This is a genomic window from Candidatus Nomurabacteria bacterium, from assembly GCA_023898565.1.
In the GTDB taxonomy this organism is placed as follows: domain Bacteria; phylum Patescibacteriota; class Minisyncoccia; order Phycocordibacterales; family UBA918; genus OLB19.
Genome location: CP060228.1, coordinates 814879 through 839843, shown reverse-complemented (window position 1 = coordinate 839843; position 24965 = coordinate 814879). Strand labels below are relative to the sequence as shown.

At 46.2% G+C, this 24965-nt stretch carries 17 protein-coding genes; all 17 read right to left on the bottom strand.

The genetic code is table 11. The features are described from left to right. Window positions 1-25: 25 nt before the first annotated feature. The 17 genes from uvrA to H6780_04155 all read right to left on the bottom strand — a co-directional run bounded on the left by uvrA (window position 26) and on the right by H6780_04155 (window position 24923). Complete coding sequence (uvrA, locus tag H6780_04235; GenBank protein ID USN88667.1) at window positions 26-2677, bottom strand: excinuclease ABC subunit UvrA; 2652 nt, start codon at window positions 2675-2677, stop codon at window positions 26-28. A gap of 133 nt (window positions 2678-2810) precedes the next feature. Beyond that, window positions 2811-4151 (bottom strand): HAMP domain-containing histidine kinase, encoded by a 1341-nt coding sequence (locus H6780_04230; protein USN88666.1) that lies wholly within the window; start codon window positions 4149-4151, stop codon window positions 2811-2813. Further along, window positions 4148-6457 (bottom strand): hypothetical protein, encoded by a 2310-nt coding sequence (locus H6780_04225; protein ID USN88665.1) that lies wholly within the window; start codon window positions 6455-6457, stop codon window positions 4148-4150. Before H6780_04225 ends, H6780_04230 begins: the two co-directional genes overlap by 4 nt. Window positions 6458-6501: 44 nt before the next feature. Next, window positions 6502-7308, bottom strand: coding sequence for a response regulator (locus H6780_04220; protein USN88664.1), 807 nt, complete (start codon window positions 7306-7308; stop codon window positions 6502-6504). Window positions 7309-7357: 49 nt separating this feature from the next. Continuing rightward, complete coding sequence (gene uvrB, locus H6780_04215; GenBank protein USN88663.1) at window positions 7358-9385, bottom strand: excinuclease ABC subunit UvrB; 2028 nt, start codon at window positions 9383-9385, stop codon at window positions 7358-7360. 77 nt (window positions 9386-9462) lie between these two features. Then, window positions 9463-10107: an HD domain-containing protein gene (locus tag H6780_04210; protein USN88662.1), complete on the bottom strand. Its 645-nt coding sequence runs from the start codon at window positions 10105-10107 to the stop codon at window positions 9463-9465. 97 nt (window positions 10108-10204) lie between these two features. Continuing rightward, window positions 10205-11407: a tRNA guanosine(34) transglycosylase Tgt gene (gene tgt / locus H6780_04205; protein USN88661.1), complete on the bottom strand. Its 1203-nt coding sequence runs from the start codon at window positions 11405-11407 to the stop codon at window positions 10205-10207. 49 nt (window positions 11408-11456) lie between these two features. Next, window positions 11457-11771, bottom strand: a complete 315-nt coding sequence (locus tag H6780_04200; GenBank protein USN89262.1) for an FKBP-type peptidyl-prolyl cis-trans isomerase — start codon at window positions 11769-11771, stop codon at window positions 11457-11459. A gap of 250 nt (window positions 11772-12021) precedes the next feature. After that, window positions 12022-13107 (bottom strand): CapA family protein, encoded by a 1086-nt coding sequence (locus H6780_04195; GenBank protein ID USN88660.1) that lies wholly within the window; start codon window positions 13105-13107, stop codon window positions 12022-12024. Between the two features lie 38 nt (window positions 13108-13145). Further along, window positions 13146-13565 (bottom strand): hypothetical protein, encoded by a 420-nt coding sequence (locus tag H6780_04190; GenBank protein USN88659.1) that lies wholly within the window; start codon window positions 13563-13565, stop codon window positions 13146-13148. Then, window positions 13562-14554 (bottom strand): AI-2E family transporter, encoded by a 993-nt coding sequence (locus H6780_04185; protein ID USN88658.1) that lies wholly within the window; start codon window positions 14552-14554, stop codon window positions 13562-13564. The genes H6780_04190 and H6780_04185 overlap by 4 nt, the downstream gene beginning before the upstream one ends. A 135-nt stretch (window positions 14555-14689) precedes the next feature. Beyond that, window positions 14690-14839 carry a hypothetical protein gene (locus tag H6780_04180; protein ID USN88657.1) on the bottom strand — a complete coding sequence of 50 codons (150 nt, stop codon included), beginning with the start codon at window positions 14837-14839 and terminating at the stop codon, window positions 14690-14692. Window positions 14840-14960: 121 nt separating this feature from the next. After that, entirely contained in the window at window positions 14961-15524 is a 564-nt protein-coding gene (locus H6780_04175) for a TlpA family protein disulfide reductase (GenBank protein ID USN88656.1), read from the bottom strand. Next, the gene (locus H6780_04170) at window positions 15525-16004 is read right to left on the bottom strand and encodes a hypothetical protein (protein USN88655.1); all 480 of its coding nucleotides are present in this window, start codon (window positions 16002-16004) and stop codon (window positions 15525-15527) included. A 29-nt stretch (window positions 16005-16033) separates the two neighbouring features. Further along, a complete protein-coding gene (locus tag H6780_04165) occupies window positions 16034-17764 on the bottom strand; it encodes a LytR C-terminal domain-containing protein (protein ID USN88654.1) in 1731 nt (576 codons plus the stop codon). Beyond that, window positions 17703-18719, bottom strand: coding sequence for a hypothetical protein (locus tag H6780_04160; GenBank protein ID USN88653.1), 1017 nt, complete (start codon window positions 18717-18719; stop codon window positions 17703-17705). The genes H6780_04165 and H6780_04160 overlap by 62 nt, the downstream gene beginning before the upstream one ends. Window positions 18720-18731: 12 nt before the next feature. Beyond that, window positions 18732-24923, bottom strand: a complete 6192-nt coding sequence (locus H6780_04155) for a hypothetical protein (protein ID USN88652.1) — start codon at window positions 24921-24923, stop codon at window positions 18732-18734. Window positions 24924-24965 lie beyond the last annotated feature (42 nt).

Genomic DNA, 24965 nt, shown 5'->3' with positions numbered 1-24965 from the left:
AGCGGCCCTTTGGCCGCTTTTACAATTACAATATTTTCTTTAAGTATCGTCCGGTGTGTGACTTTTCTACCTCGGCGACTTCCTCAGGGGTGCCTTTGGCAACAATCTGACCGCCGCCTGCTCCGCCTTCAGGGCCAATATCAATGATGTAATCAGCACTTTTGACGAGATCAAGGTTGTGCTCAATTACCATTACGGTATTACCACGGTCGACGAGCTGCTGCAAGATTTCAATCAGCTTGCGCACATCTTCGTAATGAAGACCAATGGTCGGCTCATCGAGAAGATAAATCGTCTTCTGGGTGTGTGGTCGGTAGAGTTCAGACGCAATCTTTACGCGCTGTGCTTCGCCACCAGAAAGTGTAGTAGCGCTCTGGCCGAGCTCGAGGTAGCTGAGTCCCACATCAAGGAGTGACTTCAAGCGCTCCTGAATTGCCGGGACATCAATGAAGAAATCATGTGCTTCCTCGATGGTCATGTGGAGCACTTCGTGGATATTTTTCTTCTTGTAGTAGACTTCAAGCGTCTCTTTGGTGAAACGCTTGCCGTCACAGACGTCACAGGTCACAAACACCGTCGGCAAGAAATGCATTTCAACCGCGATCACGCCATTACCCTGACACGCCTCACAGCGTCCGCCCTTCACGTTGAAGCTGAAGCGGCCTGGCTTCCAGCCACGCGCTCGCGCTTCGCTCGTGGCCGCAAATAAGTCGCGAATGTGCGTAAACGCACCGGTGTAGGTAGCGGGGTTTGAGCGTGGTGTACGCCCAATCGGAGATTGATCAATCAGCACTGAACGTCCGAGGTATTCGGTACCCGTGAAAGTTTTGCAGTTGTAAATTTTTGCCGTGCGGTGACGTTTCTCAAGGCGTGCCTTAAGATTGCGGTCTACGATCTCGTACATGAAGGTAGATTTACCAGAGCCAGAAACCCCAGTGACACAGATGAGGCGGCCGAGTGGAATATCGACATTTAAGTTTTTAATATTAAAGGCTTTGCCACCCTTAATTTGAATCTTTCCTTTTTCACTCGTACGACGTTCTGGAATTTCAATTTTTCGGTCGCCACGCAAGTAGTCGAGTGTGATTGAGCCGGACTCATTTTTCTTATCACTAAGGAGCTTCTCCAGATAGTCAGCTACAATTACATTACCGCCATGAACACCGGCTCCAGGACCAATGTCTACCAAATAGTCAGCAGCGTAAATGGTATCTTCATCGTGTTCAACAACCACAATGGTATTTCCGAGGTCGCGCAACTCCTGCAGGGTTTTAATCAGCTTGTCATTATCGCGCTGATGAAGACCAATCGTTGGCTCATCGAGCACGTAGAGCGCTCCTACGAGTCCTGAGCCGAGCTGAGAAGCTAAGCGAATACGCTGTGCTTCGCCACCAGAAAGTGTGTTGGCTCGACGATCAAGCGTGAGATACTCAATTCCTACATCCTTCATAAAGTCGAGCCGTTCGATTACTTCACGAAGCGCTGGCCAGGCAATTTCTTCATCTTTCTTTGAGAGCTTGAGGTTTGACACAAAATCGGCTGCTTCTGCTACCGTCATATTGGTAAAACCAACAATATTCGTACCTAAGTTCTTTTTACCATCGCCACCGAGGTAGACACGCAGCGCTTCTTTGCGCAAACGCGCACCCTTACAGACTGGACACTCGTCGTTTTGAAAAATTCCCACTACACCCAGGCCATTACACTCTGGGCAGGCTCCGTACGGTGAGTTAAATGAAAAGAGACGTGGTTCTACTTCTGGAAATGATGACCCGTCGACTGGACAAATAAATTTTGCTGAGAGTGTGCGCTCTCCGCCATCGGGGCTTTCGATTTTCACCAGACCATTAGCTTCATGCAGTGCAATTTCCACCGCTTCAGACAATCGCTCACGTGATCCTTTCGGATCGTCAGTAAATTCGCTGACATAAATCTCATCAATAAGAACATCGATATCATGTCGCTTTGTCTTCGTCAGCTCAATGCGTTCACGTAGCTGCTTAATTTGGCCGTCGATCTTTACTGTCTCGAATCCCTTGCCGAGCAAATCATAGAGGAGTTGATAGTATTCGCCTTTACGCCCCACTACCATCGGAGCAAAAATTGCCACGCGACCCTTTGAGACCTCAATCCCCATCACCTTTTCCGACTGCTTTTTAGTAGCAGCTTTTACTTCTTTTTCCTCGATTGATTTAAGGACGATATTGAGGATTTCGTCTTGAGACAGCTTCTGAATTGGCGTGTCAACATCAAGACAGTACGGCTGACCAATACGCGCGTAGACGATACGGAGGTAGTCGTAAATTTCAGTGATGGTAGCAACTGTTGAACGTGGGTTTCGTGAGGCAGATTTTTGATCGATAGAAATGGCTGGTGAAAGACCAGAGATTTCGTCGACGTCAGGCTTTTGCATTTTGTTGAGGAACTGACGCGCATACGGCGAAAGTGACTCGACATAACGCCGTTGTCCTTCGGCGAAGATGGTGTCAAACGCTAAAGATGACTTTCCTGAGCCTGATGGACCAGTAATCGCAATCATCTTGCCGCGAGGCATCTCGACATCGATATTTTTTAGATTGTGTGTGCGCGCACCGCGAATTGAGAGCTTGCCACCGCCTACTCCTGTATCATCTTCCCACTTTGTTTTAGTTGTTTTTTTCTTGTTGTTTTCTGCCATATGAGCATACCTTCACATGATGGTGAAGGTCGTATAGTCATTATACAAATAAGCGGCCTAGGTGCAATTACTTGCAAGTAGTCGAGCGAATGAGCGCACGACACACTTTTGAGCAGTGCAGCAAAATAGTGCGTTACTTTGTTTTAATGGTAATCACCACGTGACTGCCGACACCTTTAATTGATTCAATTCCAATGGTGCCGTGTAAAATCCCTACCAACTGTTTCGTGATGTACATGCCGAGACCGGTGCCGGTAATCTTTGCATTATCAACGCCCCCGACGCGCATGAATGGAGTAAAAAGCTTTTTTTGATCTTCGGCGCTAATGCCCATTCCCGTGTCCATAACTCTAATGCTCACTGTGTTGTAGTCTGAATCACACCGGAGTTTAACAGAGCCGTGATTGGTGTACTTAATAGCATTTGAAATGATGTTGGTCAGCACTTGCGATAAGCGGGCCGGATCAGTATGAAGTTCGAGTGGGGCGCTCGGCTCCTCGAATTCGAGTGCCAACCCCTTTTCTTGCGCTAGTGATTGCATGTTTTCAAGGGTGTTTGCTACGAGCGTGCGCACGTCCACCGTCTCTAGGTTTAGCTTCAAAGTACCAGACTGTAGGCGAGCTACCTCGAGGAAATCGCTCACAAGTGCGATAAGTCCTTGAGCAGATTTATGGATATTCCCTGCAAAACGACGTTCGTCAGGAGGTAGGTTTTGTGATTCCTCAAGAAAACTTGCGTAGCCCTTGATAGCTGTTAGTGGAGACCTAAATTCATGGGCAATCATGTTAGAAAAAAGGTCACGCTCGTGCATGAGTTCAGACAAATGCTCGTGTTTAGCCTTCCAGTCAACTTGCTTACGTAGCCAATATGCCAGCGCCAGCAAAAAAATAAAGATGCCAGTCAGTCCGAAGTACGACTGCTGACGACGATATGACATGGTGCGGTCCACGCGAGATAGGTCGAGTTCCGTAAAAATATAGTAATCGTTACTTGCAACGGGCACCCATTTATAGGCTTGCCAAACCCTATTGCCATCAATCAGAAATTCTAAGAGCTGGAAGTCTAACACATTTGAGAAACCAAGCTTTTTGATCTCTTCGGCAGTAGGATCATAATTCCCAATCAGTGCATCATCAGCCGCAGCTACCACCAGGAGGCCGTTTGGCGTCTGTAGATATACTCTAAACTTTGAAACGTCCTCGTTATCGGTTTTCACCTTTTTTATGACGGATGTTAGGAGCTGCCTGTCTGATTCGGCATTCAGGAGAAGTGCGGTGACTGTGTCGTGTGCCATTCCTACTCGCTGTTTTTGCACAGTGTGAATATTCTCGTATGAGGCGCTAAAAAAGCTCTCGGTGATCCAAATAAATGCTAGAGGAAATACAAATACAAGCACTCCAACGAGCATGAACCGAGTATTCAAGCGCATCGTGCGTAAACCGTTTTCTAGTGCTGTGAGTACACGTGAAATCATATATTTTCAGTGTCGTCATTCAGTACAGTATCTTCAGGTACAATAATTTCCTCGTTACGCTTTCGGAGGCTGATGCCAAGCATGAAGAGAATTAATCCGAATGCGAGTACACCAATCCCTAGTGCTGCATTATAGCCACTTTGCTTAGACTCTGTCACAGCAAGTGGAGATGGAGAAACCGATTCTGCCCCAGCGGCAGCAATCGGTGTGATAGCTTGTGCCTCTTTCACAAAAGAAAATGGACTGCTCTGTGCAAGAATTTCTCCCGCATTGTCCGTGATGGCTACATATACGTCATGAGTACCATCTTCGAGCTCTTTATCAAAAGAATAAACAAATGAACCATCAGCATCAGTGCGCACAGTAACAACTGTTGGAGAACTAAAGATATAAATAGTCACATAACTATTTGGTAGTGCAGTGCCGCGAATTTCTGCGTTTAGCGTACCTGAGGTGGTATTTGCGGCAATCACTTCCACTGGAGTTACTGTCACACTGAGAACATCATCTCGAACAAGGCCAACTGACTCCTTTGGCGACTCAAAAGAAATAACGGCTTCGACGGCAGGGTCAATAGGATTGTAGCCACGCACAATTTCTATACCGTCGGCAAAACCATCTCCGTCGGTGTCAGGTGATGATGGGTCAGTTTTATACAAGTTCACCTCATCAACGTCTGAAATGCCGTCGTTATCGCTATCCTTCGAACTATTACCGCCAGATTGCTCTTTCCGAAGTGATTCAAAAGTATCGATGCGATCTTGCAAATCGATAAGCCGTTCTTGCAGCTCCGTGTCGATGCTGTCTGAAATATCCCTGGTGCGAAGATTGGTTGTGGTTTTGATGGCAATGCGTTCCTGTTCTTCAGATAAAGCATTGCGTGCCGCCTGCACCAATGAGTCATCGCCGGCTTGCTTCGCTGTGGCGTAGCGTTTGAGCAGTTCGTTGATGCTTTCTTCGTTTTCTTTAATAATCAAATCTGTTTCGTGCGCAACTTCTGGTAATGAAGCTGCTTTTGATGATGGAAGGAAATCCGCTGTTGTAATTACTGGCCGATCTTCAGTGCTTGGAAGTGATACGGTGTTGGATGTCGTGTTGACTGTATTTGCAACGCGAAGTGTGAGTGATGGTGAAACTACTGATTTTCCGTCAACCTTTGTTTTGACAAAAAAAGCGTAGCTTCCGTTCGGAAGATTGCTACTGTCAAACTGAAAAACCCATCGATCAAGTCGCTCCACTCCTAAAGTGACAAATGTTGGCGTGGTCGCTGATGTCGATCGTGCGTACAGTTCCACAAATGGGGGTGTTGCAGATGTCCGTAAAGAAAGAACGGTAGTGCCGGTAAGTATGTCAGCGGGAGGAGTCAATAATTGTAGGGTTAGCGCCTCCTCGTCTGTTGTCGCAGCAGTGTCAGTGTTTTCCGCAGAAGGTGCATCCTCAGGAGGCTCAATTTCATCTTTGTTGATAACTTCAGGAGTGACTTCTTGCTTTACTGAAATTTCATCAACAGGCTCAGCATGAGACTCTTCGGAAATGATTCCTGACTCTGTGACTGCCTCCACTGGCTTATTGTACCAAGCTTCAACATCTTGATTGCCCATGAAGAAAAGATCACTACGCTTCTGGTATCGCTCTCCTGAGGGGGTCTTAATAAAGAAAAGCAGCGTGTAATAGCCAGCAGAAATTTTATCTGGACCACTGAACGTTACCGAGTATTTGCTGTCACTAATTTTCTTAAGCTCAGTGGAGTAACCATTAAATTTGTCTTTTGGCGCCACCACTACTTTTACATCCGCTGCATTTGTGACTTCAAAAGCAACTTGAGTCGGTGCGGTGATGTTTGCTGGTATATCAGAAATAAGTCTAAATGTTGAGGCAGAATTGTCGACAAGACTATCAGCAGCGCCAAGAATGTTGTCTGCAGTACTCTCAATCACTGTCGCTCTCTGCAGTTTCGTGTCAGCAATGTGTCCTAAACTCAAATATGAAATGCCAACCAACAAAAAACAAAGGCCGCTTGCATACGCGATTTTATACATCGCATTGCGGTAGAAGTAATCGAATTCCCTCTGATAGACCAAGCTCTTTTCGATTGAGCGGACGCTCATATTTTGGGGAAGATGTATGTCATTTTCGGCTGGTTTCTTAGGTTGCTTGGATTCGCTTTTCTTAGGAGCAGATTTCGGTGCAACTTTTCTAGCAGCGCGCTTTCGGGGAGCTCGTTTAGGAACAGCTTTCACAGCCGCTTGCTTGGTGGCATTTTTTTTCTTAGATGCTACACTGCGCTTTCGTTCAGAATCCGCCATATGTAAAGTATACACGAGCTCGCGTCAGGCTCGTGCGTTGCATGTTACTTAACTAAAGACTCGATTAATTCAATAAGTTCAGAGAGATCAGTCATTGCTTTTACATAAAAACCTCGAGCTCCCATCTCTTGAGCCTTTTGCTTATCCTCCTGAGTGTCTTTATTTGAAAAGATAACAACTGGTACTGATTTTAGTTTTTCATCTCCCTTTATTTCAGCTAAGACATCAAAGCCACTTCTGCCTGGAAGCATGAGATCTAGTACAACAATATCTGGCTTAAACTGACGCATCGCTGGCAGCACGTTCATGCCGTCCTTGCTGAATTCATATGGAAACTTTGATTTATCCATCTTAAGCGACAAGAGATTGCGTAAAAGAGGATCGTCTTCAACCACAAACACGCGAATGCCAGTAGCAGTCACTTCTGCATCAACGGTTGAGATGTCGATTGCGGTACTGCCAGAAAACGCGTCGCCTTGCCCAAACACCGCTTTCATTTTTGCTACCACAGATTCGTGGTCTTCTTGCGGAGTAATGTAATCAGCAGCGCCAAGGGCGAGCACCTCCTGGATTCGCTCTGAATCGTCATTAATTAGTACGAACACAGGAATGGCCTTTTCAGTGAAAAAGTCACGAATCATATGCAGCGCTTCATTGCAAGCTGGGTCTACGATTAAGTCGTTTACTAGAATGAGCTCAATATGTAATTCTTCAATTAAACTGGCACTAAAATCAGCACAGCTAGTGTGATGAAGCTTAGCGTCCTCTGCGACAAGTACTTCTGAAAGTTTTGTGACGTACACATGTTCGCTTCCAACGATAAGAATATTTTTGTGAGTTAGTACCGACATATCTAAATATTAGCACCTTAGAGACGTTAGTATTTAGAGTAACTCACAGCTATTTCTTGGCTGCCAATTCTTCTAGATATTTAATTTCATCACGAATGATTGCGGCAGTTTCAAAATCCAGGATAGCCACAGCTTCTTCCATCTGCCGGCGCTTGTCTTTGAGGACTTTCTTAGGATTCTTTTTATAAAGCTCAACATCTACCTTAAGCAGTGTATCTACAGTTTCATCATGACTGGTGCGCATTTGGTCGGCGATGGACTTAATTTCCTTCATGATGGTCTTTGGTGTAATACCGTGCTCTTTGTTGTATGCCAGCTGGAGCTCACGGCGTCTAGAAGTTTCAGTCAGCGCATAGTTGAGTGATTTGGTTATCTCGTCAGCGTAGACAATCACTCGTCCATTTACGTTACGGGCAGCGCGACCAATCGTCTGAATAAGGGCGGTTTCGCTGCGTAGGAAGCCTTCTTTGTCGGCATCGAGAATGGCCACCAGCTCTACTTCAGGCAAATCGAGACCTTCGCGGAGCAGGTTTACGCCCACTAAACAGTCGAACACACCCTTTCTAAAGTCAGTTAGAATCTCAATGCGTTCAATGGTTTCAACATCACTGTGAATATACTTGGTTTTTAGATTTTTTTCAGAAAGAAACTCAGAGAGATCTTCCGCCATTTTCTTAGTAAGGGTTGTCACTAGTACGCGTGCACCGCCCTTTATCACTTTCTCAGCTTCAGCAATAAAGTCTTTTACTTGCCCCGGATACTCACCCTCCTCTACCACACCGCGCACATCAATCTCAGGGTCTACAAGACCAGTTGGACGAATAATCTGCTCTACCGGTTTTAGCCCTTCCTTTTCGAGGGCTGCCAGTTCAAACTTGCCTGGTGTCGCGGTAGTGTAAATCTGTTGCCCTACGCGCTCCTCAAACTCCTCAAAACGCAACGGTCGGTTATCAACCGCGCTTGGCAAGCGAAATCCGTGCTCGACGAGCGTCTTTTTTCGTGACTGATCGCCGGCAAACATACCGTTGAGCTGCGGAATGGTGACGTGAGACTCGTCGATAATGGTCAGGAAATCGGGCGTTCCATCCTCTTTGTGCGGGAAATATGAAAGCAGCGTGTACGGGGCCTCACCTGGCTTGCGGCGATCAAAATGTCGTGAGTAGTTCTCAATCCCGTTACAATACCCAATCTCGCGAATGAGCGCCAAATCATGGTCGGTACGGCGCTTGAGGCGCTCGGTTTCGAGTAGTTTGCCGTTTTTTTTAAATTGCTTTAGCTGCGCATCTAGCTCAAGCTTAATGTCATTAATAGCCACTTTTCGTTCATCTTCCGGAGTAACAAAGTGCTTGGCTGGAAACAGATAAAAGACGTCTGGTTCTTCAATAATTTCCCGCGTTACCCCATCAATCTTAGTAATGTGTGACACGCTATTACCTGAAAATGCTAAGCGATAAATGGTTCGCTCGTTCGTGGGCATGATTTCGATAGTATTTCCTACCGCGCGGAAGTGACCTGGTGTCAGGTCGGCGTTGGTGCGCTCAAAGTACATATCGACTAAAATCCGGAGCATTTCAGTGCGGTTTGTCTCGTAGCCACGTTCGATTTTACGATGGACGCGCTCATACTCAGCCGGCGAACCAAGACCGTAAATGCACGACACCGAAGCGACGATAATCACATCCTTACGAGTCAGGAGAGCTTGGGTAGAAGCGTGACGTAAACGGTCGATTTCCTCATTGATTTGCGCCTCCTTCTCAATATACGTGTCAGAAGTGGGCATGTAGGCCTCTGGCTGATAGTAGTCGTAGTATGACACAAAATAATGCACAGCATTATTAGGAAAGAAGTCTCGATACTCCTGAGCGAGCTGTGCAGCCAAGGTTTTGTTGTGCGCGATTACGAGCGTTGGCTTCTGGATTTGCTGGATAACATTTGCAGCGGTAAATGTTTTCCCTGAGCCGGTCACACCCAAAAGCGTCTGGTGTTGGTGCCCAGCCTTTACTCCGTTTACCAATGCTTCAATTGCCTTTGGCTGATCCCCTGCCGGCTGCTTGCTCGTTGAGATTTGAAATTCCACTGTAGTACTATACTGGGTTTTTCAGGATTTTAAAGTAATTGGATAAAAAAAGCCGAGGAACATAGTTCCTCGGCACCTCAATGAGCTGGCACTTTGCTTGTGAGGTAGACGGATTGCTCGCCAAGCGCAGCGACGAGTTCCGGAATCAGAAAGCTGATCTCGCACGCAATTGGCATCACGTGTTGTACGGTCTGTAAAATCTTCCGCGTTTTCTTCTTAACTTCACCAACCAAAGTCAAGAGATTGTGCAGACGATCAATGCATTTGATTTGCATCGCTTTGATTCCTCCAGCACGCACTTTTGCGAAGACCGCTTCATCATGATCTTCCTCGGTAGCGTAATCCTCCTTCGGGGGTTTGCTGACACTGTCTACAAGTTGCGCCACCTCTGCACCACGCTTCCTTTCAATCTTAGAAAGAGGCCAGATGTCTGGGTAGTCTTCGTACATATCGTGGTAGACAATCGCCAGAAGCGTTGCTAGGTCGCGAATCCTGCAATACACAAGTGCAATCGCCAGCATGGCGTACTCGTGCGACTTCAGAAACTGACCGTCATCGCGACGTCCTTTGTCGTGTGTGGCGGCAACATCATCTAGTGCACCCATGAGTTCCTGATGCTCGTGCGAACCTTCAGCAAAGATGGAAATGATTCTCGCATTAAGCTGCGAGCGGTATTTGTGGGCCCGGATGATTTTCCGTACCCGCTTGAGGTCTTGGTGCATGATGCACCTCCTTCGAGTACTAGTCTGGGTGCATAATGACAGAGAATCGTAAAAAAGCAATACCTGCCTTGACCTATTCTGCTACTGCGTAGCGTTACTAGAGGGTAAGAATCTGCTCGCGTAAACGCTTGGTGAAATTGACGATGTAGTAAAGATTGTGCAGTGAGGCAAGATGGGCACCAAGCATTTCCTGGCTCCTAAAGAGGTGTGCCAGGTAGGCCTTGGTGTAGTGCTGGCACACATAGCAGTCACACGATTCATCTGGCTTACCGAAATCACGTTTGTACTTGCTATTAAGGAGATTGGTGCGCTTATGACCTTCACTAGTGCGCTCGTAGATAGTGCCGGTGCGTGCAATACGGGTTGGCGCTACACAGTCAAACGTATCGCAACCAAGCTTTACCCCCTCGGTGATATCTTCTGGCTCACCAATACCAAGCAGGTGCCGCGGCTTATCTTCTGGCAAAATTTCATTAACTACGCGAAGCGCATCGCCTAGGTCTTCTTTAGTGAATGAGCCGCCAATGCCAAAGCCGTCAAAATCCATTGCCGCCAAGACTCTGGCGCTTTCTTCGCGCAAATCAAGAAAACGTCCGCCCTGCACCACACCATACAAGCCTTGCTTTTTTAACGCTTCGTAGTTCTGTTTATGCGCCATTATACTGCGCTTCGCCCAGCGGTGTGTGCGCTCCATAGCTTCACGCTGGTATTCTTTATCGGCAGTCGGACTCGTGCATTCGTCAAAGGCCACAATGATATCTGCGCCGATGTTGTGCTGAATATCAATTGAGCGTTCAGCCGTAAAGCGGTGCATAGAGCCATCGAGATGCGAAGTGAAGGTCACTCCCTCCTCGTCAATCACACAGAGTTTTCCGTGTTCTTCGGCAAATTTCTTTGAGTAGACATTGAGTCCAGCCTTTTCAACTGTTTCTTGCGCTTCTCCTTTAGCAAACTTGGTCACCCCTTTACCAAACGCGGCACCAAGTGAAAATACCTGAAAGCCACCACTGTCGGTCATGGTTGGCGTTTCCCAGTTGGCAAATTTGTTTAGTCCCCCACCCTCTTTAACAATATCGTCGCCTGGCTGCAAGAAAAGATGATAGGTATTTGCTAGCGTTACTTGGTTGCCAACATAGTCACGCAAATCTTCTGGTTTGAGGCTTTTTACGGTACCTTTTGTACCCACGACGACAAACGCCGGCGTCTGTATGTCGCCATGTGGAGTATGAATCACACCAGCTCTCCCTAAGGTGCCGGGAATCCGTTTTTCAATTTCAAATGTTACTGGTCTGTCGCTCATAATGAAATAAATAAATGCCAGCGACTGCTGGCATTTAGAGTCGTCCTGGTTACTTGATGTCCATCAGCTCGATAGAGAACACCAGTGTAGATCCTCCCGGGATAGGGCCAATGCCTTGATCGCCATAGGCCATCTCTGGTGGAATAACCAGCACTCGCTGACCACCAACTTTCATGCCGAGTAATCCCTTGTCCCAACCCTCAATAACCATCCCTCCACCTACTTTGAACTCAAATGGTTCACCGCGCTTTCGGGAATTATCAAACTCCTGACCATTTTGTAGTGTGCCAACATAGTGCACCGCCACAACATCACCTTCTTTTACTTCTTCCCCTGTGCCAAATTTAATGTCATCAATTACCATACGATAAATATTACCCTGATTATCTGCTGCGGCTGTGTATGCCGCGGTGCGAGCAGCCGTTCTGTCACCGTCATTTGCAACCACAACAACACCCTGATCTGTTGCTGAAATTACCTGAGCTGCTACATCGGTCTCAAGCGGACGAAGCAGAGTGGTCTGTACTTGTATCAAGTAGAGAGCTAACCCCATTGCAAACACGCTAATACCAGCCCCGATTAATTCAAATTTATTAAACATACTCAAGAAATTATTAGTTTATCATAGCCATTTTTGTTGAACTTGCAACCAGACTATGCAATGGCAACCTGCCCGCCTCAATAAATGAGTGAAGACTCGAATCACTCCGATTTGCAAGTGAGGCAAGGAATTTTGCATGATTTTTTGGTGTCATAAGCTCTGGTTGCGATAACTGGTTTTCGCTAGTAACAGGCAGTAAATCAATGGTTGCTGTTCTGCCTAGGTTTAGTTTAAGCACGAGGCTTTCTTGTGTGTCGCTTGTGTCGTATTGGTCAAAAATAAAATTTCCTAATGAATAGAACACAAGAATTCCATCAATTCTTTCAACATTTTGCACCACATGAGGGTGATGTCCGACAATCAAATCAATCCCGTTTGCAATAAACAGCTCAGCAAAAAAACGTTGTGTTTTATTGTTTGTCAAGATGTACTCATCGCCCCAATGAACGTACAAAATCTGCATATCAGAAACACTGTTTGCATACTGCATTAACGCGCGCACTTCTGCCTCTGACGGTACGCTCTGAAGCAATTCCACGGCTACAAGGGCCACTTTTTGTGATTCAGTATCCAAAATAGTCACAGACTGTTGCGATAAGCCACGCGGATCCCCTACCGGCTTTATTTCATTATTAATTAAAGTTTGCCAAGTGTTTTGATATCCAGACGAGCCGTAGTCGAGAGTGTGATTATTAGCTAAAGAAAAGTGAGTAAAGCCAGCTTGCTTAGCAGCAGGTACATGTGCTGGGTTTACTGAAAAACGCATTTGCCCAGCTTCGGTCGGCAGGTGAACATTTGGTATAGCGGACTCAAAATTGCCCACCAAGTACGAGTTAGTTTCAAACTGAGAAAAATCAATACCTCGAAAAGGATAATCTGAGCCTTTCTGGTTCATTAGATATTCTACGTTTCTCGCCAGAAGCACATCTCCTGTAAACATGACGGTGTCTGGAACACTACTCTTCGCCGTAGTAAATAAAGCTGGAAGCGCACGCTGTACTCTGGCCGGGAGCGCAAACTCGGCTCGTAAAGCTGTAATGCCGTATGAATGGGCCGTCATACTAAAAGAAAATTGCAGTGATACAATTTCAAATAGCAAAACTCCGCCAGCAACAAGCGAGAAGAAGGTATAATTGGTCATTTGTTACTAGCGTATACGCTTGGGTGAAAAACGCCAACTTTTTGCATATACATATAAAACATGATTCCAGAGACTGCGACAGCCACCGACATAAGCCAAACAATCATAATCTGTAAAGTCGAAAGTTGTCTTGCTTTCTGACGCTGTTCAATTGTGTCAGCAATGGATACGTCGATTCCCAGCAGTGCCGAAACTTCAGCAGGGGCAAGTGCTTCATTGGTGCGAAAGACTTTGTGCAGTCCGTCTACTCTCGTTTGTTTGGTCTTTACATCTTCTCGCAGCACCATTATAGCGGTGTCGACTTCATCCTTCGTGTAACGAGCACTGAGTAACACCGATCTAATGTGCTCATCTGGAGAGGAAGATGAGACTCCATTAATCTTTAAAAGCGTTTCAATTTGGTCGCGTGAAATCATAGCTCGAGTTCATTGATTGTCTCTATTGGCTGCTCCTTGATGATGTATTGATGATAAATCTCAAGCAGGACCAAGAAGAAGGTCACCACTACAGGTCCAATAATAAAACCAATTGGTCCAAATAAAGCGATACCGCCAAGTACTGAAATCAGTACGATGAATGGGTGTAGATTATTACCCCGGCTTATAAGATATGGACCGATTAAGTTGTCCACCAAACCGACAATAAGCATTGACCACACCAGAAGACCGGTTGCGCTTAACATGTCTCCAGTAAAAAAGAGGTACACAATTGCCGGAGCTGTGACAATTGTGGTACCAACGCCAGGCATAAGTGCTCCTACAGACGCTAATGACCCCCATAAAATAGCTCGTTCAATGCCGAATAACGCAAATCCTATTGCCACAAGCGACCCTTGAATAATCGCCACAAGCACTGTTCCTGTCGCTACTGAGCGCACAGCAACCGCAAGTCTATCAAAAATAATCCGATCTTCTTTGTCAGGAAGAGGGCTCGCTTTGATAAGCACTTCCAAAAATTCCTTACCATCTCTAAAAAAGTAAAAAGAACCAATCAGTGAAATGAAGAAGACAAATATCGTTGATACCGTTCCTTTGAAAATGGCACCAAGATTGCCTGTAAGCCACTGGGCAGTAACCTTTATCTGCTCGGTTAAGTCAATTCTAAAATCTGGTGCAAAGGTATGAATTTTTGTCTCAAGCGCTGCAATACTTGGCTGAATTGATAAACTGCCAGTATCTAAGTCTTGATAAAAACCCACAATTTCTCTAACTACCAATGACGAAAGTAGTACTACTGGAATGATTACGACGACCAGTACAACCATAGTCGTAATAAAGGCAGCAAGTGTTTTGTTCTGGCGAGGCAATCTTCGTTTTATGCGGAGATATAGTGGATGACAAATAGTGACAATCACTGCCGAGAGCGCAAGTGCAGAAATAAAAGGTGAGATAATTTGCCACACCATATAGCCCGCTAACAACAGAAGGGCAAAGAAAAAAACGTATTGAACGACCCGAGCTAATTGCATGTTGTATATTAGTATACAGCATCTCTGCCTCATGCAAAAAGGCTCCTGCGGAAAGCAGAAGCCAGATGTTTGCTAATCTCCAATTTTTGCTTGTGTGACAACTGCTGCTCGTTCAATGAGTTTGAATGATTCACGAGCTGCGTCATCCGCCGCTGCAAAAGCTGAGGAAAAGAACTGTGATAATCCCCAAAGTACTATCAAAAAGCCAACTGCTCGAAACATAGATTGCTTGTTGCGATTACAAACTCCTTCTCGACAGAAGGAGTTCTCAGTATATTGAGAGTAATCGCAGGTTGGCCTCTTGCCCTTTTATATCATGACAAACTTTTTAGTTAGTGTAAAGCTACTCAGCTTCAATCGCCCTTCTAATATTTGCACGTAACACTTCAGTGGAAATGCTGCCATGCTGGTGAAAAACTACCTGACCTTGTCGGTCGTATATTAAGGTTTCCGGCATAGCATAGCCTTCAATTGATTCGTAATATCGATCATCTGGATCCAGAACAAGCTTTACGTCACCCGAGACGCCAATTGATCGTAAAAATCTTTCTGCCGTGGATCTAGGCTCTGCTCTATTAACAGCAATGATGACAATTCCTTCTTCTCTGAATTCATCTGCAATCGAGACTAGGCGTGGCAACTCTGTTGCTGATTTTGGACTCCAGCTCGCCCACGAATTGGCAACAATAACATCACCGACATACGTATCTAGAGTCACAGCATTTCCCTGTAGGTCTGTGTATGGAGTTTGACCCTCCTTGTTGCTAAAGGCGTGTGCTGCTGGATTGTCTGCTCTTTCCGCCTGTTTCACCTTTAAGACAGTATAGGCAGTGTATGTCAACGCAATAACCAGGACGACTAACATCGCTCCAAGCGTAACTGCTCGTTCTCGTTCTTTGGTCACCATTTACCCCTTAATGAATAATTCAAATTCGTCAGGTGTTTCGCCTGCGGCAGCTGGAATAAGGTTGAGAGTAACTTCTCTACCCATAAAAACTGCTTTTATTGAAGCGTTTTCCGAGGCTTGAAAAGCTACTTTAAAGCGCTGTGCAGTAATAACCTGCGTACATATGTCCGCATTGTTTATCACGGTAAAATCAACCATAACCTGTTCAGGATACGACTCCATAACAAGTGCAGAAGATTCCACTAAATCACACGGCGTTGGCATTTCAATTTCACCCACGAGTGTATGAACGCCATCAATAAAATAGTGTTTCGCATCAATACGTGTAATGTTTGGATACGGGACAGAAGGAGCTTGTTCTTCCTCGCTTGGCGTCGGCACCGCTTCAAGTTCTACTTTCTTTAGATGTGCATAACTAAACATCCCAATGATAATGAGCACAAAGAGTGTCACGATGAGAATGATTGTTTTTTGACTCATAGTAGTTTTACTTACACTAATAATTCTTCTTATTCTACCGCATTTTGCAAATCATTGCCGATATAAATAATTAACGGTTCTGCCTTTGCATCACTGTTTGTGTTTGCTGAAAGCAGTGCTCCATGGAGAAGTTCACTCAAGACTAATGCTTCATCTGTATAGCTACTCTCATACACAATGACCGTCTTGCTTTCCGCAGCATCAAGATCATTTCTCAGTTCCCCCACCGCATATCCTTCTTGTTCCAGTCGCAGTCTCCACTCAGCCGCTAATCCTGCCACACCACTACGATTGATCACGGTTATTGATGGTGTACCTTTCATTTTTACTTGAGTTGTTGCAGGCGACTCCTTACGCATGTTTTCATATTGCATTTGCTCTGACGAAAGTGTGATGTTTTGATCAATCCCATCGATAGTGATATTAAACCCTCTCTCCTCTTTGACTGAATCCAAAAACCAGAAAGCGAGTGAAACAAAGACAGCAAACAGCACAGCAGCAATAAAGAATGTTTTGTACGCAGTAATAAAAAACCATGCCTGTTTTGTGTACTCGCGCCACGTCACCGAATTTTTGAAACGACTTCTAAGGTCAAGCATGCCTTCCTCAAACGGTGCGACGATAGAAAGCCTCTTCGCCTTCCCGTTAGTTAGAATATGCCGAGTATCAGTATTGCCAGCTTCTGCGACCTGTTTGCGCGCCTTTGTCTGCTGGTGCATTTCTGCAGGCTGCTCTGACATTACGGAAGTGACTCCTGCTAGTTTAAGCATTTTTCTAACGTATAGTTTAATTGCCCAGGTCAAGAAATAGAAGAAACTGCAGATAAGCAACAACACAGAGCCAACAGCTTTCCAAGGCAATACCCAGAAAGCGGTTTCTGCATCAGTAAATTTTCGACCATCTTCACCGTAGGCCAAAGTGGCAACGGCAGTGTATCTTCCAATGTCAGCCAAGGACCACTCACCAGACCAGCTAAAGCTATACTTTCGAACACTATTTGGAAGCACATTACCAAACATGGTTTGTCGATTTACTGGTATAACACCTCGCTCATGGCCCCACATATTAAATATGCGTATTTCACCCTGCGGCAATACGTGCACGTTACCGGTATTCTCAAAGCGTAGTTCAAAAGACATTTCTGGTTTTTCAGCGAGGCGCTTACTGCTACGGAACTCACGAATGCTGCCATTCTCAACCACGTCACCAGTAACTCGCAAAAAAATGAGCGACGTTACTACTTGTGACGTTTCTACTGAGCTTTGACCACTCGCATTGCTAAGGGGTCGAGTTCCAATCATTATCGCTCCGAAGTGACCTCCGGGTGGAGCACTTTTTGGAATTGAGATTTGAAACGGAATCTCAACCGTTTGGCCCGCTGGAATAGTGTACGAATCCTGATCTAAATGGACCCATTCTGCCAGAGTGTTTTCAGTCGTTGCCGCGTCCAGAACCGGTAAGAAGCTAGCTCGACCGGTTTCATCTTGCGCTTCAAAATTTACCACCCGTGCATATACATCTAAATCAAAACCATTTGGATTTATGACTCGCACATTGCTGGTCCAGACCTGCATTGGATCTGCACTCATCTCATAGAGTGTTGGAGACACACTTAAGGTAACTGAGCCATCCGCCGCTTCTGACGCAAAAGGAAAAAACGTGATGCCACAAAAGAATAGCAGCGAGGCTAGCAGTGAACTAGTTTTGTTTAAGGTCGATGTCATGATCTTGCGGGTTAGGTTCGTGTCCGTCACGAACATACATGGTTACTTCATGGTAATCATCAGGTGATTCGTGACTAAAGAATGCGCGTCTAAACATCAAAGCAATCGCAATTGAAATGAGTAGTACAATGCCAAACAGCATTAACAGTGGATACATCGGCACAAGATAAAAGTATGTGGTATCAAACAATGAGGCTTGCTGTGTGTCACCATAATGCAAGGTCACATTCGCCTTGAAGCGACCCAATTTTTCAGAAAGAGGAACAACACTAGTAAGCGTGCCCATTTCACCAGGATTGATAGCTTCTCCCTTTACCGTAACAGAATCAACTTCTCTCCCCCGAGAATCGTAAAATATAATTTCTCCGGCTGGTGCAGAGGTGATATCACCCTTATTTTCAACACTAATCTCAATTTTCTTCCGAGCTTCACCAGTCACGAATCGATTAATCATAAAGCTGGTAATGCTCATTGTTTCCTTACGCTGATCACTCACTGTCACTTTAAGTAATACACCCTTCGCTTCACCAGCCAGAGCAATGGCTTCCGCCTTGTCTCGATTTGCCGCTTCAACCAACCCAATAAATGCCGTGTACTCACCTGGCTGAGCTTGTGGATGTACTCGTACGGTCAGTGGAACTTCAACAGTCTCACCCGGCGGGACTTCAATTCGACCACGGGACACCTCGATCCAACTAGTAATAGTGTTGGTTCGATCGGTCATTACTGGAGAAACAAACTCTTTAATTTCCCCCTCAGAGTCTAGAGTAATCTCATTGACCGTTGCAAAAAGAACAGCTTTTCGAATATCGTAATCGCTTTTAATAGTGATTGTTTCCGTTGCTGTGTCTCGAGGTAAAAGCGTTCGGTCTATAAGAAATGGACGAACAGTCACATCAGATGCTTGTGATGCTAAAGGAAATATGACCAACGCAATCGTAATGGCATTTAGAAATTGAGTGAACCCTCTTTTCATCTTAGTCTTAATCATACCATTTATTCATTAAAAGACTGGAATCACAATGTACTGCAAATCAGCCGTATAGTCGCCCGCTGGTTGATCGGGAGTAACGCTCACACGATAAATAATTGAGTGACTTTCGCTACTCGAGGCTGAGTTATACATAATCTCTTCTGGACTTGTACTTAATGGTGCGTAGGAGTCTATCGGAGCAAACCTGGTTGAGCCTCCCCATAAAGTGGCGTCAGTAGTGTGATAACCAAAGCAACCCGTCGAACCATCACAAGCCGCTGTCCAACCCTGCGGGGCCGCATTAGTACTTGCTATTGGATTGATTGCATCACCGTATGAATTTAATAATCCTTGTGTATTGAATACAAGTAGTTGATACCCTTCCGTCGCATTGGTGCTCACATCAATATCCTGTGCCGCAGCTACTGAGCTCCCGACTGGCAAAGAGCCGAAATCCACGCCCGTTGCGGTAGTCGTCACGTCAGTTGTGATTCCTGCGATAGACGTTCCGCTGTTGACACCGTTAACCGATAACGTGAGTGATGTTGGATCAACTCCGATTGAGGGAATCGTGTAGCCATTATTCACTGCGACAGGCTCATCGTTGGTGACGTCGTATAACCTAAAGTAATACACTTTACCGAAGTTGCGCGTGGCGCTGCTATATTTAATCGTAAACTCATTTTCAATCGTTCTGTTGCCATAATGGGTAAAACCATTTACTGCGTATCCTGCTTCGTTATGTGTACCACAACCATCACCAACCCCTGCGACACAGCCGTCACTGTCACTAAGCACGCTTGTAGTGATGAGTGCAGTATCGACCCCTGCACCGTCAGCGTAACACCACAAGGAGCTGGCTGTACACGATGTGGTCGCAGACAAGTCATACGCAATGCCAAAGTTTGGCGACTCAGAATATTGCAACTTGAAGCGGGCATTTAGTTGCGACAGATTCTTAAGCTCAGTCAAGCTGATGCGAAGTTTTATTTCATTCTGGTCAGGCAGACCGGTTGGCGTAACATTTTCGGCAGCAAGTGCGAGCGAAGGGGTTTCGTTTGTCTCGTCATCATACCAACGCCAATTCTGCGTTGCAGGACTATACCCTTCAGTGCGAATTTGTGGGTAATAAAAATATCCGTCTAGTTCAGTATCATCCGCCTTAACCATGCGAAAACAATACGTTGTACGCTGTGGAGCCCCGTTGTGTTCAATGTGCCAATCATATTCAATATCCTCAGTTCGCAAAGTTGCATACTGGTTTGCAGAGCTAGGGTTACTTTCAGTGTAGCGACCCGCTCGATCAGCCACTGAGATAAGCAAATCACCACCAGTCGGTGGATTACCAGACAAAGAAGCGCCATCAACTATTCCTGCAGCATCGTATCCTCTCCAGATAGCACCACTTCCAGCTGCCCCCACATCGCTCCAGACAGAAACAGCAGAACAAGTCGTTTCTAGCTCACCGTATTGTAGTTTCGTAGTCAAGAACCCACTTGGCAGTGTTGCGTTTGCAATTTGCAACGTCATACGTACTCGAATATGTCCACCATCCGCCGGCGGCTCATCGACAGCAGTAATGGGAGCATTTTCACCCAAGTCGTACGCACCAATTGGCCACGGATCGGAGGGGGTAAGGTCATCATTATCCGCATACAGACGGTAATAGTTTTGCCGAATGGCGAGGTCAGCTGCCGGCCATTGCACAATCTCCGTACGATAGCTCAAAACACCACCGCCAGAGGCTTCACTGCGCCAAAGCTGGTAGGTAGAAGTTGATGTGATGAAGGCACCGGCAATTGGTCGGGGCATCGTGTCTCCCGTTTGATTAACGTCTGTCGTGACAAAGATAGAAGCATTATTTACAGAGTTGAGACTCGTAGAAATAGGTAGTGAAATAAGAACAGGCTCCGTTCCACCCGTAGTATTACCAGAACTACGCTGCACAGACATGGCACCAGTTCCGGTTTGAGTATTTTCAATAATCCAGGCAACGGAGGTGTGTGTCACCCCTGTGATTGTTGCCAGATTGTTGACCTCAAACGAAACCGCTCCAATACTCGAGAGCCAGACTTCGTGCCCCACATTACCAATGCCGCTAACTGCTGTGTATCGCTTTTGTGCATGTATAAATGTTCGTCCAAGACTATTTACTGCAGTAATTGGTTCAGTTTCTGTCACTCCGGCGGCAGCGTAATTGTGCTCAGTGCGCTGCACTTTCCAATTGAGGCCAGTAAACTCTACTACCGCATAGCTCACTTCTGCCGCATTACCACCATTATCTCCGCGCTCAAACGTTGGCTCACCAGAACCTGCGCTCCACGTTGATGTGAACTGGTGGGAATACGTCTCAGTTCGATTACCGGTATGATGCATCTGCCCAGTAATGAACACCACAACATCCGCATCGTCAGCGACCGTTGGCACCGCGGAACCAGTGGCAGTATTTGCGGTAGTACCGAGACTCAGCGTGCTTTGGTCTCTCACAATAATTTCATTGTCTCCGCCGGCCGCGCCGACATACTCGATAATTTCCCAAGCGACATAGGTATTATTGATTGAGTCAGTATCGCGTGAGATGGTAAAACTCGTTGTAAGATTTGCTGGATTTGAGATGTACGCACCGTAGTCGTCTGCATTTTGTGCACCGCCTGCTGCATCGCGCCCTGCGCCAGTCATGTGTGAATTTGTAATCCGAACAAAAGCAGTAGAAGCAGAACTTGGTGCTTCGTAGTCGACTCCCGCAGTTAGTGTGAGACCGGTTCCACTTACAATTGATTCTCCCTGCTGTATCTTAAAATCGCGCTTTGGTTCAATATTGAGTTCTGCGTACTGAGTGTAAGCCAATAGCGGTGATCCATTTTGCGTTAAACGAAAACAGAAATCAGTCTCGTATGGCGTGTCCTCTGTCGTTGTGATGCTGTACTCAAATTCTGTAAATTGGCTATTCGTAAGTGTGGTAGTAGCTGAAAATGATGAGATATCACGCACCCCTCCATTTGGTGTTAAAAATGTTTTACCACCGGGGTTACTGACACCTCCTGAACCAACAGAAACATCTGTAGTGTCAGCGCCGTGCGTCAAATTGCTTGAATCACTCATTGCCCAAATGAGCCCACCGCCATCCACGTCCGTCCAAACACTAATCGCATCACAAGTGGTGCTTTTAACTCCGTATTCCAGCCCATATTGACGAGGCACAGAGGTCGTCGATCCCTCATTAGAAATTTGCATACGCAACCTGATTGCGCTACCGTTCTCAAGATCAGCCAGCGCCGTGTTTTCTGCCCCCCCTGTTGCCGACGTGGCACCACTGGAGGTTTCGTCACCGTCATCATAGCGCCAATGATATCCAGTTTGTGTGACGATTGCTCCCGCCAATGTTGTTGAGCCATTTATATCAAGCGGCGTTGATGGAGAGACCGTGCCCCCGCCTGACACCACAATGTCGGTTGCGGGTGAAGCAAGTAAAATGTTTATATTCTCTCCATTTTGAGCGGTTTCTGTAACATCCGCCACAACGTACACACACATCGTTTGCGTGGTGGTAATACCAACAGCATCACTAAAAGTGGACGTGCCATTTGCCGCACTAAATGCGCTTGAGGTTGCCCCATACTGAAATTCAGTACCGCTGTATGATTCACTCGCACAATCGTACGGCGCGCTGGTGTCGAGATCATAATACAAACGAATATTCGCCAGACCAGCAGAAGCATCAACAGTGCCATTTTCAGTGATTGTGATTCCAGACACCGTTCTCGCCGAGCTGTTTTCCGTAATAGTAAATGCGCCACCCAAGTACACGTTATCCGCTGGTATGTCGGCTGCAGCTATCTGGGTACTTGTAGCACGCACGCGCACATCTGCCGCAATGACGGCCGATGGATAGGTATTGTATTGCGGTAATGGTTCACCTGCATTGGTTAGTCTAAAACAGTAGCCATCACCCTCTTGTGCAGAGCTTGAGGCAACAATTGCATATTCAACCTCCGTCCAATTTGTTGGCAAGAAAGCAAGCGAACCTGTTTCAGAGGAAGTGTCGAGCTGTCCGCCGTTTGGAGTTAGGAAAACACTATTTTCATTGTCTACGCCTCCCGAGGCGACGCTTATATCTGTAGTATCCGTACCGTTTACCACGTATGTCGAATCATACAAGTTCCAAGCATCATCCACCACATCAATATCTGTCCACCCCGTTGCAGCTGAGCAGACTGAGGGATTGGTTGCATATTCGAGTCGCAATGTTGTTGGAAGTGTCGTGGTTGACCCTTCGTTGGAGACCCCAAAACGCAGACGTACTGGTGTTTCTTTTTGCAGCGCTGTCAGCGGAATGTCCTCTGCACCACCCGTTCGAGAAGTTGCCAGCAGTTCAATATTATCGTCATTACGCCAATGATAATGAGTTTGTGTTAAGTCTGAGTCAACAATATTTGTAGTGCCGCCGATTTGCTGAGCAGTCGGAGGCACGGCCGTCACGCTTCCACTCACAAGCACGTCAGTGGCTGGATTGGAAATCTCAACATCCAGTGTACTGCCGTCTACCGCTACTTTAAGCACGTCCATGACAACATACACACACATTGCCGTCGTCGGAGAAATACCGACCGAGCCAGTAAAAGCAGAAACGCCATCTGCTCCGGAAAAGCCATTGGTGTCCGTACTACCAAACTGACTTTCAGTACCGCTGTATGATTCACTCGCACAATCGTACGGCGCGCTGGTGTCGAGGTCGTAGTAGAGCTTAATGTTGTCTAGAGCATTTGCAGCATCAACACTGCCGTTCTCCGAAATAATGATGTCGGTAACATTTCGACTAGCTGAATTTTCAACGATTGCAAAGCCTCCACCAATATACGTATCCGTACTACTTGCCCTGACTTCACTACTCTGAGTACCAAATGAACTAACAACGGTAATCGGTGAAATGTTCGCGATTGTGTCACCTAAGATGTCATCGATTGCTGGCTGATACCATGAAACATAAATGCGCTCCTTGTTGTAGTTGTTGAGATCAACTCCGTACATATCGTCTGGTGTGCTGTTGACTGGGCCTTGCACAGACCCCCATGAACTCATGGCAGCGGTCGATGTTGCCCAATAGATATTTGCTGTGTTTGCCGTGCCTGGAGTGACTCGCGCAGAAAAGGCAACATAAATCTCAGAATTATTTCCATCCATCGCCATTGAGAGTTTTGTCAGACCCATTGCGCTATTGGTAACCACGTTGGCAGTATTGGTCCACGAACCCCCTGAATATTTGGCCGTTCTGATGTTGTCATTGCCTCCACCAATCGCGCCCGTTGTCCCGTTGTCTATATACACTAAAAAAATATCTCCCGAATCAGGATCTGCCATAGCGGCAAAAGAAGGATCGTAGGTGCTGTTTTCAATAGCGTTCGCATCGATTATCGTCCAAGTGCCCGACCAGGTACCGGCGCTATCATCCCAAATTTTGCTGCGCATATCATCTGCGGACCGATCTCGTTGAATGAGAATTATATCTCCGTCTGCAAGCGGCAAGATGAGTGACTTGTCTGGCTGCAGGTCCATGGGGTTTGTGCCAGTTTCTGTCCAACTGGTTGCTGAGCCACAACTCGCAGAACATTCAACGACATAACTATCAGTGTTGTCTGCAATGGCAATGTACAGTACGCCATTAGTAGCCTTTGTGATACTTGGGTTGTTAGCAGCCGTTGCAAGTGTGCCGGTTTGACCAGAGTTTGATGAGACATTTACTGGAGTTGAGCCGAGCAACAGCGTATCAGATGTGGTGTCTAGACGGTTGTACCAAACAACGTCGCTGCTGCTATCTGCGCTGATGATATGGATGTAATTCCCAGTGTCGCCGGCAGTCCACTGATCGTACCAAACCACTACTCCCCAACAGTCGGTCTGGCTATCGAAGGTAACTTCTGTGCCCCAGCTCGTGCCACCATTGCTTGTTTTGTTGTACACACAAGTACCATTGCTGTTAGTATAAAACTTATAGCCAACCTGATCACTCACAAAAACTGTCTGTGATCCCAAAATATGATGCTCAGTGGGGGTAGTGCTTACGGCACTGTCGATAGTAACCTCTGCCGCCTGGACGAGGGTAAATACCGAAATCAGCCGGTCAAGTGGAACAGCGAAGCGAATTGCTTCTACCCACACTAAGGCCAGCAGCAATCCAGCCACAGGAACAATACACCGACTCCAAAAGCGTTTCCTCCACAACATAAATTATCTATATTTTACAAGATAAATTAAGCAAAAACCATG

What these genes read in the sequence shown, in the direction of transcription:
- uvrA (USN88667.1), bottom strand. Translation starts at nt 2,677, where the DNA reads ATGGCAGAAAACAACAAGAAAAAAACAACTAAAACAAAGTGGGAAGAT.
- H6780_04230 (USN88666.1), bottom strand. Translation starts at nt 4,151, where the DNA reads ATGATTTCACGTGTACTCACAGCACTAGAAAACGGTTTACGCACGATG.
- H6780_04225 (USN88665.1), bottom strand. Translation starts at nt 6,457, where the DNA reads ATGGCGGATTCTGAACGAAAGCGCAGTGTAGCATCTAAGAAAAAAAAT.
- H6780_04220 (USN88664.1), bottom strand. Translation starts at nt 7,308, where the DNA reads ATGTCGGTACTAACTCACAAAAATATTCTTATCGTTGGAAGCGAACAT.
- H6780_04210 (USN88662.1), bottom strand. Translation starts at nt 10,107, where the DNA reads ATGCACCAAGACCTCAAGCGGGTACGGAAAATCATCCGGGCCCACAAA.
- tgt (USN88661.1), bottom strand. Translation starts at nt 11,407, where the DNA reads ATGAGCGACAGACCAGTAACATTTGAAATTGAAAAACGGATTCCCGGC.
- H6780_04200 (USN89262.1), bottom strand. Translation starts at nt 11,771, where the DNA reads ATGGTAATTGATGACATTAAATTTGGCACAGGGGAAGAAGTAAAAGAA.
- H6780_04190 (USN88659.1), bottom strand. Translation starts at nt 13,565, where the DNA reads ATGATTTCACGCGACCAAATTGAAACGCTTTTAAAGATTAATGGAGTC.
- H6780_04185 (USN88658.1), bottom strand. Translation starts at nt 14,554, where the DNA reads ATGGTGTGGCAAATTATCTCACCTTTTATTTCTGCACTTGCGCTCTCG.
- H6780_04180 (USN88657.1), bottom strand. Translation starts at nt 14,839, where the DNA reads ATGTTTCGAGCAGTTGGCTTTTTGATAGTACTTTGGGGATTATCACAG.
- H6780_04175 (USN88656.1), bottom strand. Translation starts at nt 15,524, where the DNA reads ATGGTGACCAAAGAACGAGAACGAGCAGTTACGCTTGGAGCGATGTTA.
- H6780_04170 (USN88655.1), bottom strand. Translation starts at nt 16,004, where the DNA reads ATGAGTCAAAAAACAATCATTCTCATCGTGACACTCTTTGTGCTCATT.
- H6780_04165 (USN88654.1), bottom strand. Translation starts at nt 17,764, where the DNA reads ATGTTCGTGACGGACACGAACCTAACCCGCAAGATCATGACATCGACC.
- H6780_04160 (USN88653.1), bottom strand. Translation starts at nt 18,719, where the DNA reads ATGATTAAGACTAAGATGAAAAGAGGGTTCACTCAATTTCTAAATGCC.
- H6780_04155 (USN88652.1), bottom strand. Translation starts at nt 24,923, where the DNA reads ATGTTGTGGAGGAAACGCTTTTGGAGTCGGTGTATTGTTCCTGTGGCT.